Origin of the sequence: Cytobacillus sp. FSL H8-0458 (genome assembly GCF_038002165.1) — a bacterium.
Taxonomy (GTDB): domain Bacteria; phylum Bacillota; class Bacilli; order Bacillales; family Cytobacillaceae; genus Cytobacillus.
In genome coordinates this window covers 3,770,577-3,787,500 of the sequence record NZ_JBBOBR010000001.1, presented here as the reverse complement: position 1 = coordinate 3,787,500, position 16,924 = coordinate 3,770,577, and the positions used below count along the sequence as shown (strand labels likewise).

The window sequence follows — 16,924 nt, the reverse complement described above, 5'->3', positions numbered from 1 at the left end:
TTCGTTTTATGTATGGATAATTTGTTATACGTACTGGAAAGAAAGAAGTTTCATAGTTTTCATTATAATGGAATCTAATGCGAAGTGAAACTTGAGCGGGCTTTCTTGGAATGAAAAAATGATTTTGGTACTGGTTGTAGAATAGAATATTAATGATGATGTTTTTGTCATAGGAGGAGATAAATTGAATAAAAAAGCGAAAGTATTTGCGCATCGCGGTGTCAGTGGACGTTTTCCGGAAAACACAATGGCCGCTTTTCAGGCTGCATTGGAGACAGGAGCAGATGGCATTGAATTGGATGTGCAAATGGCGAAGGATGGTACGCTTGTAATCATTCATGACGAAAAAGTGGACAGAACGACTGGCGGAACCGGCTATATAAAGGACATGACCTTTGAAGAAATCCTGAAGCTTGATGCCGGGAGCTGGTTTGCGGATGTGAACGCAGGAGAAACAATCCCTGACCTGGAGAAATTTTTAAAATGGGCAGTGATGGAGGGCAATGAACTGCTGATTAATATTGAATTGAAAAATGATTTGATTGACTATCCTGGGATGGAGAGAAAGGTGATTGACCTTATACTTAAATATGGATTGGAACAGCGTGTCATTATCTCATCCTTCAATGCGGAGAGCCTGAGGAGAGTCCGGGACTCTCATGTAGCTATACAGACGGGGTATTTGATTGAAGGCATTCCTGAAAATACACTCGAAATTGCCAAAAAAATCGATGCAGACAGCATTCATTGTGAAGAGAGGTTTGCTCTATCCGAGTTTGGGAGGAAAGCAAAAGAAGCAGGATTTCCGCTTCGGGTGTATACCGTAAATGATGAAACCCGCAGCGGATTGTTAAATAATGCAGGAGTCGAAGTGATTATGACCGATTTTCCGGAAAGGTTTTTGAAATAATGAGTTAGTTGCAAGGGTGAAAATTCTGATTATTCGCGCAGAGGTTGTATAATGCCAAGATAGACACCGCATATTCAGCAAAAGTGAATAGAAGCTGCATCAAGCCGAGAAAATATGGATTTATCCATGCAGAAAAAAACAAGCGCACATCATGAGCGCTTGTTTTTATTTTCCTACCAAAGCACCGGCTTGGCTACCATGAACCAGAGCATGAGCATTAACAGAAAAAGATAGATCCAGACGGAGCGGGTAAGCTTTCTGATAAGGAAATGCTGATCTGCTCCCGGCTCTTCAAATTTCCTCAGGACGGGAGTGAAGGCCCGGGCGAGAAAAAAGACTGAGCCTCCCATGACTGCCAGGGTAGCGACGATCCAAGATGTCGTCCAGGCCCAGTGGCTGTTCACAATTAGAAGGATACCTGAACCTACCAGTACATGTCCCGCATGCTTGACAAGGCGCACGGATGTCCTGAAAATGCCGATGTATGCCTGCTGGACCCCGGGCCCGGCCGATTCCAATTTATTGACGATTGGAATCAGAATAAAAAATGGGCCAACAGAAAGTATAGCACTGCTGACATGGATGTACAGCAGTATTCGGTACAGTATGTCCATCCCGGCAGATTACTTCTTCACTGCGCTGAATTCATGAACCCATACACGCATTTGCGGAACCCAAGGCATACCCGGATGCATGGAAAGGATGGATTGCTTGTAGTCTTCCAAATTTTCGAAGCCCTCCTGGCGGGCATCTTCGTCAGTTAATTCTCCGAGAGACTGTGAATAAACTTTTTCTACAACAAAATCTTGTCCCTCAAGTGTCATGATTTCTCCTACATCAGCATAGCGGCCGTTGCGGCGTGTAGCTGTTTTCTTTCCTGCAAGAACCTTTTCAACGTCCTCTTTAACGGTCACCATGCGGTCTACTGAACATGTTTTCGGCGGTAATGTATTTGGGTCATGCTGATTTGACATTATGCTATTCCTCCTTATGTAAATGCTTACTTTTAAAACCTTACCATACTTTTTTGCGAAAAGGCAGTTTATGAATGTTTTTACGGGTAGAAAAGCCTGAAGGAAAGAAGCCCTCAAGCTTTTTGCCTATTTCAATTTAAATGAACTCTTCAGTGAGACAATCCGGTTAAAGACAGGCTTTTCTGCTGTCGTATGTTTCGGGTCTGCATTGAAATAGCCATGGCGGAAGAATTGGAACTTATCCTGTGCTTTTACATCCTTCATATTAGGCTCAATGTAACCATGGACAATTTCAAGTGAATTCGGGTTCACGAAGTCAAGGAAGGTTTTGCCTTCAGCTTCGTTTTCAAGAGCGTCATCTGTATCTGCCTCAGCGTTCTGATCGGCATCTTCGTCAAGGATCAAAGGCTCGTATAAACGGAATTCGGCCGGAATGGAACTCTTGGCGTCCACCCAATGAAGCGTACCCTTTACCTTTCGGCCGGTAAAACCTGATCCGCTCTTTGTTTCAGGGTCATATGTGCAATGAAGCTCCACAACATTGCCATTCTCATCCTTAATGACATCGTTGCACTTGATGAAGTAGGCATGCTTTAAGCGGACTTCATTGCCAGGGAAGAGGCGGAAATATTTTTTCGGCGGATCTTCCATGAAGTCGTCCTGCTCTACATAAATCTCTCTTGAGAATGGAATTTGGCGCATGCCCATTTCCGGGTTCTCCGGGTTGATTTCTGCATCAAGCATTTCAGTCTGATCTTCCGGGTAGTTCGTAATAACAACCTTTAACGGACGAAGGACACCCATTGTGCGGGGAGCCTTCATTTTCAGGTCTTCGCGCACAAAATGCTCAAGCATCGCTTCATCCACTACACCTGAACCTTTTGACACACCAGTTTCTTTTACGAATTCGCGGATTGCTTCCGGAGTGTAGCCTTTGCGTCTTAAACCCGAAATCGTCGGCATCCGCGGGTCATCCCAGCCATCAACATAATTTTCTTCTACAAGCTGCTTCAATTTTCTTTTACTCATTACTGTATTAGTAATATTCAAGCGGCCAAACTCGATCTGCTGTGGTGTGCTTTCCATTTCACACTCTGAGACAACCCAGTTATATAGCGGGCGCTGGTCTTCAAATTCAGTTGTGCATAAGGAATGGGTAACCCCTTCGATTGCATCCTCTAGCGGGTGGGCAAAAGCATACATCGGATAGATGCACCATGTATCACCCGTATTGTGGTGAGGTGCATGTGAAACACGGTAAATAACTGGATCGCGCAAGTTCACATTCGGTGAAGACATGTCAATCTTCGCTCTAAGAACTTTTGCTCCGTTTTCAAATTCACCTTTGCGCATGCGTTCAAATAAGTCCAGATTCTCTTCAACTGAACGGCTGCGGAATGGGCTTTCTTTTCCGGGCTCTGTCAGCGTTCCGCGGTATTGGCGGATCTCTTCCTGGCTTAAATCATCCACATATGCTTTTCCTTTCTTGATTAAAAGAACAGCACGGTTATACATTTCCTCGAAATAATTCGAAGCAAAGTGAAGCTCCTCCCACTCATAGCCAAGCCATTTCACATCTTCTTTAATGGCATCCACAAATTCCTGATCTTCCTTAAGCGGGTTCGTATCATCAAAGCGGAGGTTTGTCTTGCCGTTAAAATCATCTGCCAGGCCGAAGTTGATGACAATCGATTTGGCATGTCCGATATGAAGATAACCGTTCGGCTCAGGCGGGAAACGGGTTATGACCTCTTTGCGCTTTCCCGACTCCAGATCCTCTTTAATAATCGTTCGTATAAAATTTGAATTGTTTTCCAAACCGGTATCAGCCTTTCTGTTTATGTAGTTAGTACTTATTTTAATAATATCGGGAAGGAAAATAAAGCGAAACTTCCCTTAGCTGTGTTTGCTATCGTTAATAGGGCAATACTCTTTATTCATTCTACCTATTATAAACAAGACGATGCTGGAAAAAAAGTTTTTCTCAATGCTGGATGCGAAGTTTTACAAAAATGTTAAATACTTTCAAACAAGGAGGGATAGAGGGAGGTGAAAAGAATATCTCTTTATAGGAAGTAATCTATTGAATGGAGGAAGGAACATGTCTGTAAAGTATCCGGTTTTAGAAGGAGCAGAACCTTTTTATTTTGAAGGAAATGAAATTGGGATTCTGGTTTCACATGGCTTTACCGGTTCAACTCAAAGTATGCGTCCGCTTGGGGAAGCTTATGGAAATGCTGGATATACGGTCTGCGGTCCACGCCTGAGGGGACATGGCACTCATTATGAAGAAATGGAAACAACGACCTATCAGGACTGGATTCATTCTGTTGAAACAGGCTATCGGTGGCTGAAAGAGCGCTGCAGTACAATATTCGTTACAGGTCTGTCAATGGGCGGTACCCTGACATTGTATATGGCTGAGAAGTATCCGGAGATTAAGGGGATTATCCCAATTAATGCAGCTGTTGAGATTCCTGATATGGCGGCAGCAGCGAGCCTTGAGGATGTCCGCTTCCTTGATGCAATTGGTTCAGACATAAAAAATCCTGATATAAAAGAGCTTGCCTATGAAAAGACACCGGTTAAATCGCTTGGTGAAATAACGGAACTTATGAAGAAGGTGAAAGCTGATTTAGGGAAAGTGACTTGTCCTGCGCTAATTTTTGTCTCAAAAGAAGATCACGTAGTTCCTCCTTCCAACTCACAGGAAATATACAGCGGCATAAAATCAGCTGACAAGGAATTAGTCACTCTGGACAACAGCTATCATGTGGCAACGCTGGATAACGATCAGGATATCATTATAGAAAGAACACTGCATTTTCTGAAGCGGGTACTGGAAACAAGCAGCCTTCAGGGGTGATGAGGGGAGCTTAATCAGGCTCCTTTTTTTTTGACTTTAATAGGGTATTGTCATTGTCCCAATGGTTTTTCTATGCCTTGATCTGATGCAAATTCCCGTTCCTTTTTGCAGCCAGTTGTGGTAGCATTTAGTGATGCGAAATAATTAATCATTTTCTTTAATAGATGAAAGGGGGATGCACTTGGAAAAGGCTGCAAAAGAGACTTTATGGACCAAGTCTTTCATTATGCTGATGGTTGGGAATTTATTTATTTTTATGTCCTTTCAGATGCTGATTCCAACATTGCCTCCATATATAAAGTCCATAGGGGCAACTGGTCTTGAAATTGGGCTGGTGACAGCACTGTTTTCGATTGGAGCCGTTTTGAGCAGGCCTTTCATCGGGTTCATGCTGGAATATAAAGCAAGAAAGCAGCTGGTGCTGATTGGGGCAGCAGCGCTTTTGGCAATAACCATAATTTACCCGCTTTCAAGCGTGGTGATGATTTTTCTGTTGTTCCGATTCATTCATGGGCTTGCATGGGGCTGGTCAACTACTGTGAATGGGACAGCTGCTGTAGATGTAGTGCCTAATTCCAGGCTTGGAGAAGGAATGGGTTACTATGGCCTGAGTGTTACGATCGGAATGATCATTGCTCCAAGTCTTGGAATCTACCTATATCAGATTACTTCCTTTACCAATCTTATTTATATCTCAAGTGTACTCGGAGTGATTGCCATTGTGCTCCTGGCTGTTGTCCGCTACGAAACGCCTGAGGCTGTTATGAAAACAAGGAAAGAGGACCTTAAATTCTCTTACCTGGGGTCTTTAGTGGAAAAATCCAGCTGGTTTCCTGCATTCATCACAATAATTGTGACATTTGGATATGGCTCTATTGTAACGTTCATCGTTATTTTTGGAGAAGAGCGCGGCATTGATCAGATTTTCCTTTTCTACCTGTTTAATGCGATTATGGCATCGCTCTCAAGGCCGGTTGCCGGAAAGTGGTTTGACCAGCGGGGGCCGATGGGGCTTGTGCTGCTTTGTACGTTCCTGACTTTCATAGGAATGTGGGTACTTTCCTTCGCTCATTCGAATTTGTTTATTATCATTAGCGGAATTTTGTTTGGAATTGGCTTTGGCTCATTGATTCCTACTTTGCAGTCCTGGACGTTATCGATGACACCATCCAACCGGCGCGGTGTGGCAAACGGAATGTTCTTCTCCTCTATCGACCTTGGCATTGGACTAAGCGGGCTTGTGTTTGGGGTGCTTGCCCAGTTTGTGGAAACGGCGGCACTATTCCAAATATCAAGTGTGTTCCTGATTCTGGGCATGGCTGTTACAGTCCTCTATGGGAGACAGCGCCGGGCCGGACGGCCGCAGCAAGCCTCATAATGAAGAATGAATACTGGCAGACAGGAATATATATTTCTGTCTGCCAGTTTTTATTTTGAACAGAGGTGGTATTAATAGAGAGAAGCTGATTCAAACTATTAAAAATATTACACAGCAATACAACAATGTTTCAAAAATGATAGAGAAATGAAATTTTTTGCAGAAAAATTTTTGCTACAATATAAGGATAAAGGATGAAAATTGGCGTATTATGCGTTTTTTTATAAATTCTGCTGATAAAGCCCTATGAAATTAGGAAATCAGCAGGCTGGATTAATAAAATTCTTTTAAAAGCCGCCGCCTTTTAGGCGCACTTTTAAAAATAGCACTGCGGGGGATCAAGATGACTTTAGAGAAGCAGCTAATCAGCAAAACCTTTTATAAGACCTTTATGGAATCTAATGAAAATGTGCATCCGATCAGGGTTTTGGGTGAACTGTATGTGGCTGAGCAGCAGAACGAGATGCCTGATTTAACTAATATCCGCTTCGCCCAGGGTGAAGTCTATTTCCGTAACAAGGATTATGAAGCGGCCATTTTTAAATGGGAAAGCATTCCGAATGAATTGGGGCCATGGGCTCAGAAAAATATGGCTGATGCATATTTTGAATTAGATCTGCTTTCAAATGCAGAGGACTTTTATAAATCCATTGAAACAGATTCTGAGGTGTTAAAGACCGAAGTGCTTCTCCAGCTGTTTTCACTTTACATACAGCGCGGCAAGCTTGAATTGGCTGTTGAATCCATTAAAGAGGCAGTTCGGCTAAATCCGGATTATCCGGATGTGACCGATCTTGCACGAGGGTTCTTTGAAGAACACAGTGATTGGGGAAATGCAGTGGAGCTGGCTGTCAATGAAGCAATCAGGACGGAATCCCTATCCTGGTTTGAAGTTCTTCATTCGTATGTGGAACAGGGGCGGACAGCAAAAATGGAGCCGAACTATTTCAGTGAGGCGCTTTCGGTGTTATACCGTGCAGATCAGGCTCACTTTGAAGGCTTATCAGCGGCTCTGTGGGATAGCTACAAGAAATCTGATCTGTATTTCTCATGGCTGAAAGAATATAATCATCTTCTCCTGAATATGGAACCGGGACGCTCACATACATGGAGCGTGCTTTCGGAGCTTTATAAGGAAACTTATCTTGAATTGATCAGCGGCAAGTATTTAATCCGGGATTTATCCCATCTGATACCAAATCACATAACGAATTGGGTGAAAATAGCTGCCCCTTCTCATTATCTTGTTTCGGCATCGGCAGTACTGGCATGGAGCGAAATATTCCCATCCAATATTGACTCTTCTGCTGTCAGTGAAGCAGAAAGCCTTGTGAGCCGTTCTGTCCGTTATCAGGAAGGCCTGGAGGAAAGCTTTAAGCTTTTCGAAAATATCATGAAATGGGCAAAGGATAAAGGCGTCCTGATGGGTGAGCGATTTGAATGGATGGTCCGTGAGCTCCTTGATTTGGATTCCGGACATTTGCTGATTGCCGGTGCAGCTTCAAATGGAAAATCCGCGTTTGTTAACACTCTTCTCGGTGAAGAGCTGATGGGGGATTCTACATCTGCTTCAGTGCTGTTCAAGGATAGTGATGAAGCGGAAATCCATGCTATTACGGACGAGGAAGTACGGACCATTTCTGATCTTGAGGGTTTTAGGCAAAGTGCAGAGAAAAGCCAGCAGATGCTCATCCGCTGCAGAATGCCATTCACCTTTTTACAGAATAATAGACTAGCTGTCATCGATACACCAGGTCTTGCGGGTCAAAGCAAGTTCAGAAATGGTGTGTTCCAATATCTTCATTTCGCTGACAGCATGCTATTTGTCCTTAATGCGGATTCGCCTCTGACAGATAAAGAGCTGGATCTTGCTGTGAGAATGAGAGAACAGGCTCCGGAACTGCCTATTCATTTCCTTCTCAGTAAAATGGATCGGATTCCGGACAGCCAGGATGCTATAGAACTTCTTGATGAAACTCAGTCCCGTGTTCATACCTATTTCCCGAAAGCAAAGGTATTTGCTTTTTCCGCCTATTATGACAGCGAAAGCCAGCTCAATGATTTAGCCGTCTTTATCAAGTCGATGATGGATGGGCGGAACCGGAAAGAAGAGCGTACAGCAAAAGTTCTTTACTATATAAAAAAATCCATCAAATTCCTTCTTGAAAAGCGAGTTGAGATGGAAAACAGCTTGATTGATACGATTAAATGGAACGAAGAGATGGTGACAAAACTAAAGGGTGCCAATAATCAGCTGATGGATATGGAAGAAGAGAAGGTCCGGACGATTAAAAGATCTTACAGTAAGATTAAAGAAGAAATGAGAGCGGATCTTGAGAAGCAGATTCCGGAACTGCTTCGGAACTGTTCAGAAATGGTGACAGAAGACAGTGATTTCGGAAAAATCCATTCTGAGCTAAATGATGAAATGAATAATCGGATACATCAATATATTGAAGATACGGTTTTGCCGGAGTTTCATGTTTCCATTCAGGAGTGGATTGCGGAAAGTGAAGGAGAATTCAGAAGCAGCCAGGCATATTTGGATGAGATGAGCGAAGGCTTCAATGAGCTATACGGCGAGGAGAAAATCGCGCTGGACTGTGACTTCAGGGTTCTGGATGACTGGCGCCGCGACGCGGACCGGATGACGCGCGGGAGTGTTCAGCTGGAAAAGGCCAACATTCTAAACCGCTTTTCGCCATCACAGTTCCTGCTGAAGAGTGCAGGAAAGCTGCTTGGAGCGATTCAGCAGAATAAAACCATGCTCCATAATAAATATAAACAGTTCATTGAGCATGAAGACTATAGCGAAATTGCAGAATTCATCACCGATAAATTCATGCAGCAATTCGAACTCTTCGAGAAATCGCTTGAGCGGGATATTAAGATGTTCTTCAGAAATCCGTTTGACGTATTGAATAATACAGTTGAAGAGACATATACGAACATTGCAGAAAATAAAGAAGCATTAAGCGATATGCGCAAAAATCCTGAGATTTACCAGGATCCTCTGACACTATTTGACTTGAAGCTCCGCCAGTTTGAATGGATGACTTCAGCAGGGGAAAGAGTTAAGGAATATCGTTAAACATTGGGAAGGAGTTATCCTTCCTCTTTTTTTATGAAAAAAATAGAAAAATAGGTTTGGTTTATATCAAATAAGGGTAAAGAAGCTGGTCTATTAAAACCTTAATCTCATAAAGCGTGAACATGCACAAGAAAGATGATAAAGAAAAATCGGGGGAAAGAAGGAGAGAACAGGTGAGCTTTAAAAGAAAGCAAATGATGGGATTGGGCTTAACCGTATTTTTTTTGTTTATTCTGATGTTTGTCATTCTGTCTATGGTAAACGGAATGAAGGCAAACATGCTGGAAATTGTGGAGGATCGATATTATAAGGTAAACCAGGCTACAGAGATCAGACAGCTGTTTTACCAGACTGACCAGCAGCTATTGAGTGTGCTCACCGACAAAGACTCTGCAGATTCAGCCATGACGGCTGAATTGGTGAATGCCAACCATGAGGGGATACAAACCCGAGTAATTAATCTAGAGCAAGAATTAAATAGACAGAAATCGAAATTGCTCTTAAAAGAAGTGGAGCAGGCATACGAATCATATGCCCAAATGCAAAACAGCTTTACTGATTTAATGGGAAGCGGTGAAATGGATTCTTTAGAAGCACTATACAGAAGTGAGAGAGAAAACCGAAACGCACTGCTGATCAAGCTGGGTGAATTTAAAGAGTATCAGGAATCACTTATGGCAGATTCGCTGAAAAGTGCAAATGAAACATATAGCCAGTTAGTATCAACTTTGGTTGCTGCGGTTGCATTAGCCATTGTCTTAATCGTAGGAGTAACGGTATGGGTGATCAGAAGTACAGGCAGAAACATCAGCTTGATTACAAAAGGGATTAAGGAGATTGATTATCAGGACCTTTCTTCCATTTCAAGGCTGAATATCGAAACAAAAGATGAAATCGGTGAAATTGCGAAAGCCTTTAACTCGATGGCTGATTCCCTTGAGAACTATTATGAGAAAGAACAGCGCTATTCCGCTGAAATTAGTGAACAGAACTGGATTCAAAGCCAGTCTGCTTCATTGGTTAGTATCTATAGCCAGCACGTAACGATAGCCAATTTGGCAGATGACTTTATCTCGAGGCTGGCACCTGCCGCTGGAGCCAATCTTGGAGTCGTTTATGTGAAAGATGACAGCGGAAGCAAACCTGTATTCAGGAAACAGGCTGCATATGCAGATGGAGCCGAAGATGCAGGAAGAGACTTTTTCTATGAGGGAGAAGGAATAGCAGGGCAGACGGCCAGGGATAAGAAAACGGTATTTCTTCAAGATGTTCCTGAGAATTACAAGGTTCTATCAACCGGTTTGGGAGATGTCAGGCCGAAAAGCATCATGATGGCTCCCGTCATGCTAAAGGACGAGGTAGTGGCAGTTGTGGAACTGGCAAGTTTGAGGCCGTTCACTGATGCACAGATCAAACTATTGGATAAAGTAATTGAAACATTAGGAATAGCCATTACGAATATTTCAGGAAGAATGGAGATTGAACGCTTACTGGCAGAGTCCCAGGCGCAGACAGAGGAACTGCAGGCACAGGCTGAAGAGCTGCAGTCCCAGTCTGAGGAGCTGCAGGCGCAATCTGAAGAAATGCAGAGTCAATCCGAAGAGCTGCGGATGATTAATGAGCAGCTTGAAGAGCGTTCCAGAGATGCTGAAATGAAATCCGAAGAACTTCAGGCTGCCAAGGAAGAACTCGAGGAAAAAGCAAAACAGCTGGGTCTAAGCTCAAAATACAAGTCAGAATTTCTGGCAAATATGTCGCATGAGCTGCGAACGCCGCTTAACAGTATCCTGCTTTTATCGGAAATGCTGGCAGAAGATCCGGATCAAGTCCTAACGGATGAGCAAAAGGAGTTTTCCAAGGTTATACATACATCAGGACAGGATCTGCTTACACTGATTAATGATATTCTGGACCTTTCAAAAGTAGAGGTAGGAAAACTGGAGATCAGCTTTGAGGAAGTAAATATGGGTGAAATGTCGCAGCGGATGAAGCAGCATTTTACACAAGTGGCAAAGCATAAAAATCTTGAATTTACTGTAAGCACTTCGGAAGAAGTTCCTCCTGTATTCAATACGGATGAGCAGCGGCTGCAGCAGATTGTGAAAAACCTTCTTTCAAATGCATTTAAATTTACGGAAGAAGGTTCAGTAGCAGTCACGTTTGAAAAAGCTTCAAAAGGCGATTTCTTTGGATTGCCGTTATCCATCTATACAAATGACTGGCTGAAAATAACAGTGCTCGACACAGGCATTGGCATTTCACCCGAGAAGCAGCAGCTGATTTTTGAAGCCTTCCAGCAGGCTGATGGCGCCACAATGAGAAAATATGGAGGCACGGGCCTTGGATTGTCCATCTCCAAGGAATTTGCCCAGCTGCTCGGCGGTATCTGCAAAGTGGAGAGTGAAGAAGGAAAAGGAAGCCGGTTTACACTTGTTATCCCGAATCTGCCAAACGGAATGCCTGAAATAGAGGCAGGTTCGCTTGCTTTTGAAGAAGCTGCTGTAACCGCTGAACCTGTCCCGGAGGTGCCTGAGGCAGCTGAAACTAAAGATGCTGAAGGAGATACTGAAGCAGAGCAGCATTCAGGTACTGAGCTTAAAGACAAAACAGTCATTGTCGTAGATGATGACCACAGAAATATTTATGCGCTGAAAAATGCTTTGAAGAAAGAAGGCATGAATGTCCTTACAGCAGAAAACGGGATGCAGTGCCTCGATTTGATAATGGGTACAGAACAGATTGATATTGTACTGATGGATATTATGATGCCGGTTATGGATGGTTATGAAACCATGAAGAGGCTTCGAGGGCTGGACAGGCACCAGGATGTTCCAATCATTGCCCTTACCGCCAAGGCGATGAAAGGCGATAGGGAAAAGTGCATGGAAGCGGGTGCTACGGATTATATCAGCAAGCCTTTAAAACTGGACCAGCTGCTGTCCGTTATGAGAGTATGGCTTTCATAGATGGCAGGGAGGATCAGTCAGGACAACATACGGACATTGCATATTATTTTGTTCTCGAAAGTTGAGGAATGAAGGAATTGAAAAAGGAAGAATTAGAAATAGAATTGCTTTTAAAGGCCATTTATAGTTTATCCGGATATGATTTCCGGCAATATATGCGCTCATCAATTGCCAGGAGAATCCAAAATCGCCTTAGCAGTGATCGGCTTCCCAGCATAACAAGCCTCACGGAAAAGGTTATCCATGAAGAGGGGTATCTGCAAAAGGTACTGAGCGATTTTTCAATCAATGTGACAGAAATGTTCCGGGACCCTTCATTTTTTAAGGCTTTTCGAAATGAGGTTGTCCCGATGCTCAGAGAATTGCCGGAGATCAGAATTTGGCATGCAGGCTGTTCGACTGGGGAAGAAGCCTACTCCATGTCTATTTTGATTGAAGAAGAGGGACTGGGTGAACGAACGAAGATTTACGCCACAGACATCAATGAAAAGGTGCTTAAAAAGGCAGAGAGTGGAATAATCCCTCTGCAAAAAATGCAGCTGTATACAAAGAATTACATTATGGCCGGTGGAAAAAAATCCTTCTCTGAATACTACACAACCGATTGTGAAGCAGCTTATCTGAATGCATGCCTGCTTGATCGAATGGTTTTTGCCCAGCATAATCTGGTGACTGATGGCTCCTTCAATGAATTTCATGTGATTATGTGCCGAAATGTGATGATTTATTTTAATACTGACCTGCAGAGCCATGTTTTTAATCTTTTTAATGAAAGTCTCAGCATGGGAGGTTTTCTGGGGCTTGGCAGCAAGGAAGCACTGCGGATGGAAGACCCTGTATTTGAAGAAATCAACCTGCAGGAAAAGATATTCAGGAAGATTTCTCATGTATAATAAAAACAGAGTGCGGACCCTATTTTTGAGGGATTGCACTCTGTTTTTTTTGTAAAAAATAATTATGTATACAGCCTAATCTGCCTGAACCAGAACAACACACATATCATCATCAGCGCTTGCCTGCTGCTGCTTAGTCAGTATCATATCGATTGGCTCTGCGGTTCTGGCTGCATTCCAGTGAAAGGATGCGAAGCGCTGAAGATACTCACATGGATTGAGATTATTCTGCTCTACTGCTTCTTCAACTCCGTCTGTAAACAAGAGCAGCTGAATGGAATCTGTATAGGGAATTGTTTCTTTTTGTATTGTAATGTCTTCAAAAAAGCCGACTGCACACATATTGCTGGATAAGCTGACCATTTCATCTTTGTCAACAAGTGCATATCCGGCTGGATGTCCGGCATTTACATACTCGATTGTTTTAGCTTTTTTATTAAGGACGAGGTAAATAGCTGTAAAATAATATGGAATCCGCTGATTGCGCTGGTTAAGGGAATTCATCCACCGATTCAGCTCGTTCATGACGTATTCAGGATCACTGCATGTTCTGATGGCATCTCTGAGAACAGAAGAGATAAACATGCATACAAGAGAAGCTGAAATCCCGTGGCCCATCATATCCAGCTGTATGGCAGCATAGCGATGTTCATCTATTTGGTGCCAGTAATACATATCCCCTGCAAGTTTGTTGGCTGGCAGGTAGGAAGCCTTTAACAGTGTATGTTCATGATAAATGGGTTCGCTCAGCATGCTGGTTTGTACCTGCATGGATAAATCCAGTTCATTCCTGATTTTGTTTTCCTGCTCCTTATGCCAGTCCTTCTCATATTTAAGCCTTAAGGCAGCGCGAATGCGGGCAAGCAGCTCCGTCTTATTAATGGGCTTCATGACATAATCGGTCCCGCCCGCATCAAGAGCTTCTGCAACTTTATTCGAGTCCTCCAATGCAGTTACAAAAATTACCGGAATATCCTTCAAATGCGGAATCTGCTGAAGCCGGCGGCATGCTTCAATTCCATCCATCTCCGGCATCATAATATCCATCAGAATTATGTCTGCTTTTATATCGGCTGAAAAAGATGAATACCCCTGAAGGTGCTGAAACATATCCTTTGCAGAAGAAAATGTTAAATGGTCTTTATACCCCGCGCGTTTTAATATATGTTGAATAACAAATAAGTTGGCTTGATTATCGTCCACAACTAGGATTCCCATAGACTTTTTCCCTTCCCGTGTTTTACGATTTAATTCTTTATATAAATATCCTTAACATATACCCCATTTCGGGAGAGTGAAAACCACTAATTTGATCATTTTTTGCTTTATTTAATCACGAAAATAAATTTAATATGTAAGCGTTTTCTTTTGTTTTATTAAAATAATGTTATTTAACGTCTTATTCACAAATAGTAAGTGAAATTACTATATTTATATATCTTTGTGTATTTTTAGGGTGAACATTTGTTTTTGTAGGGTAGAATTTTCTCTTGATTTCTGTGGGGATAAGAGTAAAATAAAGATTAAATTTTCAGAGATTGGGAGATGTCATGATGAAAGTGGTGAAGTTCGGAGGATCTTCTTTAGCATCCGGAAAGCAAATCGAGAAGGTATTCAATATTGTAAGTGCTGATCCAGAGCGAAAGATCATTGTTGTCTCGGCTCCTGGAAAGCGATTTTCACAGGATGACAAGGTTACTGATTTATTAATTACATGTGCAGAGAAACGGATTAAGGGGGAAGCAGCAGATGATTTGGCTGAAGCTGTATTGGATCGGTATGGCCAAATCGCTGATGAATTAGAGCTTGGTCCGGACATTAAAGATATCATCAGGGAGGATCTTTTTACCAGGCTGTCCAGTGATACGCATGATCCTGAAGTTTTCATGGATTTGATCAAGGCGAGCGGCGAAGATAATAACGCTAAGCTTGTTGCAGCATATTTTCAGCAACAGGGCGCAGAAGCCAGATATGTGAGCCCGAAGGAAGCGGGATTGCTTGTCAGTCCAGAGCCCGGCAACGCACAGGTGCTTCCTGAAGCATATGACAAGCTGCTTGCATTAAGGGAGCAGGACGGGATCATCATTTTTCCGGGTTTCTTTGGATACAGCAGGGACGGGCAGGTGTTCACATTTTCAAGAAGCGGATCGGATGTGACAGGCTCCATTTTGGCTGGTGCAGCCAAGGCGGATTTATATGAAAACTTTACAGATGTGGACGCTGTCTATTCGGTAAATCCCTTTATTATAGAAAGCCCTAAAGAAATCAAAGAATTGACATACCGGGAAATGCGGGAGCTTTCCTATGCAGGCTTTACTGTCCTGCATGATGAAGCGCTTGTACCGGCATTTCGGGCGGGAATTCCTGTGCAGATAAAAAATACGAATAATCCGTCTGCTCCCGGCACCACGATTGTGAACGAGCGGGATAACACTAACGGACCTGTGATCGGGATTGCCAGTGACCAGGGATTCTGCAGCATCTATGTCGGAAAATACTTAATGAACAGGGAAGTCGGCTTTGGAAGGAGGCTGCTGACCATTTTGGAAGAGTATGGCCTCAGCTATGAGCATACACCATCAGGAATTGATGACATCTCCATTATCCTGCGGGAAAACCAATTTACTGATGGAATGGAGGAAGAAATTCTGAGGCGCATACAGCATGAACTTCAAGCAGATGAAGTGAAAATCCAGCACAGTCTTTCTCTTATTATGGTGGTTGGAGAGGGGATGCGCCAGAACATCGGAACAATGGCCCGTGCCTCCAAAGCCCTCGCTAAAGCGAAAGTAAATATGGAAATGATCAATCAGGGCTCCTCTGAAGTGAGCATGATGTTTGGCGTCCAGGCAGTAGATGAAGTACGTGCGGTACAGGCACTTTATAATGAGTTTTTTGCTGCTGTGGCAGCGGTGTGATCATTTATTCGAAGGTAAATCTTTTTATACGAAAGTTAAATGGGTTATCTTAAAGTAATTCTGTCTATACGATAGTAAAATGATTTATCTGAAAGTAAATATGCTTTATATGCAAATAAATCAAACGTTTGATTGAAAAAGCTTGGGGCATTAGCCTCGAGCTTTATTTTTTGGAATGAAAAGTCTTAGAATAATCAAAATAAGAAGGAGGCTTTTTCAATTAGGAAGGAGAAAAGGATATGAAGAAATTATTGATCATAGGAATAATGCTGTTCATGCCGCTGAATATGCTGGCAGCTCCGGGCAGTGCAGCTGCACAAAAAACGTGTCTCACCCAATCAGAGGTTAAGTTTGAAAACGAATTCCGCAGACTTTGGATCGACCATGTATTATGGACAAGCAACTATATTACAAGTGCCACAACTGCTGGAGCGGAGGATCAGAAGCAGGTATTGGCCCGCCTGCTTAAAAATCAGGAGGAGATAGGGAATTCCATCAAGCCTTATTACGGCGAAGCTGCAGGAGCTAAGCTGACAGAACTGCTTAAAGAGCATATTGTCATTGCAGGTAATATTGTGGAGGCAGCAAAGAGCGGGCAAGGCGCCAAAGTGAATCAGCTGAACAAAGAGTGGCATCGCAATGCTGATGATATCTCGGTATTTCTAAGCGGAGCCAATCCAAATCTGAAAAATGAAGATGTGAAAAAACTGCTTTATAAGCATTTGGAATTAGTAACAGATGATCTGACAGCAAGTCTTGTTAAGGATTGGGAAGCAAGAATCGTGGCAATTGATGATGGAGTAACACATATTATCAGGATGGCTGATGCCATTTCTGATGCGGTTGTGAAGCAATTCCCGGACAAATTTTAAAGGTAAACACAAGAGGCTTCAGCACATGCTGCAGCTTCTCTTTTTTTCCTTTGACA

General features: G+C 42.9%; 12 protein-coding genes. 8 read left to right on the top strand and 4 right to left on the bottom strand.

Annotated features, from left to right (window positions below; translation table 11 throughout):
• Nucleotides 1-184: 184 nt before the first annotated feature.
• Entirely contained in the window at nucleotides 185-910 is a 726-nt protein-coding gene (locus NYE23_RS18965) for a glycerophosphodiester phosphodiesterase (protein WP_341079979.1), read from the top strand.
• Between the two features lie 173 nt (nucleotides 911-1,083).
• Here the strand turns inward: NYE23_RS18965 and NYE23_RS18960 are convergent, their stop codons facing one another.
• From NYE23_RS18960 to NYE23_RS18950, 3 genes are all read right to left on the bottom strand, one after another.
• Nucleotides 1,084-1,524, bottom strand: coding sequence for a hypothetical protein (locus NYE23_RS18960; RefSeq protein ID WP_341079977.1), 441 nt, complete (start codon nucleotides 1,522-1,524; stop codon nucleotides 1,084-1,086).
• 9 nt (nucleotides 1,525-1,533) lie between these two features.
• Nucleotides 1,534-1,884 (bottom strand): ASCH domain-containing protein, encoded by a 351-nt coding sequence (locus tag NYE23_RS18955; protein ID WP_335449870.1) that lies wholly within the window; start codon nucleotides 1,882-1,884, stop codon nucleotides 1,534-1,536.
• A gap of 126 nt (nucleotides 1,885-2,010) precedes the next feature.
• A complete protein-coding gene (locus NYE23_RS18950) occupies nucleotides 2,011-3,702 on the bottom strand; it encodes a glutamine--tRNA ligase/YqeY domain fusion protein (RefSeq protein WP_335449868.1) in 1,692 nt (563 codons plus the stop codon).
• Between the two features lie 283 nt (nucleotides 3,703-3,985).
• Here NYE23_RS18950 and NYE23_RS18945 point away from each other — a divergent pair, with 283 nt between their 5' ends.
• The 5 genes from NYE23_RS18945 to NYE23_RS18925 all read left to right on the top strand — a co-directional run bounded on the left by NYE23_RS18945 (nucleotide 3,986) and on the right by NYE23_RS18925 (nucleotide 13,078).
• Nucleotides 3,986-4,750 (top strand): alpha/beta hydrolase, encoded by a 765-nt coding sequence (locus NYE23_RS18945; protein ID WP_341079972.1) that lies wholly within the window; start codon nucleotides 3,986-3,988, stop codon nucleotides 4,748-4,750.
• Nucleotides 4,751-4,925: 175 nt separating this feature from the next.
• Nucleotides 4,926-6,128: an MFS transporter gene (locus tag NYE23_RS18940; protein WP_341079970.1), complete on the top strand. Its 1,203-nt coding sequence runs from the start codon at nucleotides 4,926-4,928 to the stop codon at nucleotides 6,126-6,128.
• A 343-nt stretch (nucleotides 6,129-6,471) separates the two neighbouring features.
• Entirely contained in the window at nucleotides 6,472-9,219 is a 2,748-nt protein-coding gene (locus NYE23_RS18935; RefSeq protein ID WP_341079967.1) for a dynamin family protein, read from the top strand.
• Between the two features lie 173 nt (nucleotides 9,220-9,392).
• Complete coding sequence (locus NYE23_RS18930) at nucleotides 9,393-12,185, top strand: response regulator (RefSeq protein ID WP_341079966.1); 2,793 nt, start codon at nucleotides 9,393-9,395, stop codon at nucleotides 12,183-12,185.
• A gap of 68 nt (nucleotides 12,186-12,253) precedes the next feature.
• Nucleotides 12,254-13,078, top strand: a complete 825-nt coding sequence (locus tag NYE23_RS18925; protein ID WP_341079963.1) for a CheR family methyltransferase — start codon at nucleotides 12,254-12,256, stop codon at nucleotides 13,076-13,078.
• A 75-nt stretch (nucleotides 13,079-13,153) separates the two neighbouring features.
• On the opposite strand, the gene NYE23_RS18920 is transcribed toward NYE23_RS18925, so the two are convergent.
• Nucleotides 13,154-14,296 carry a fused response regulator/phosphatase gene (locus NYE23_RS18920; protein WP_341079961.1) on the bottom strand — a complete coding sequence of 381 codons (1,143 nt, stop codon included), beginning with the start codon at nucleotides 14,294-14,296 and terminating at the stop codon, nucleotides 13,154-13,156.
• Nucleotides 14,297-14,631: 335 nt separating this feature from the next.
• Here NYE23_RS18920 and NYE23_RS18915 point away from each other — a divergent pair, with 335 nt between their 5' ends.
• Nucleotides 14,632-15,996: an aspartate kinase gene (locus tag NYE23_RS18915; RefSeq protein WP_341080813.1), complete on the top strand. Its 1,365-nt coding sequence runs from the start codon at nucleotides 14,632-14,634 to the stop codon at nucleotides 15,994-15,996.
• Between the two features lie 239 nt (nucleotides 15,997-16,235).
• A complete protein-coding gene (locus tag NYE23_RS18910; RefSeq protein WP_341079960.1) occupies nucleotides 16,236-16,868 on the top strand; it encodes a glycosyltransferase in 633 nt (210 codons plus the stop codon).
• Nucleotides 16,869-16,924 lie beyond the last annotated feature (56 nt).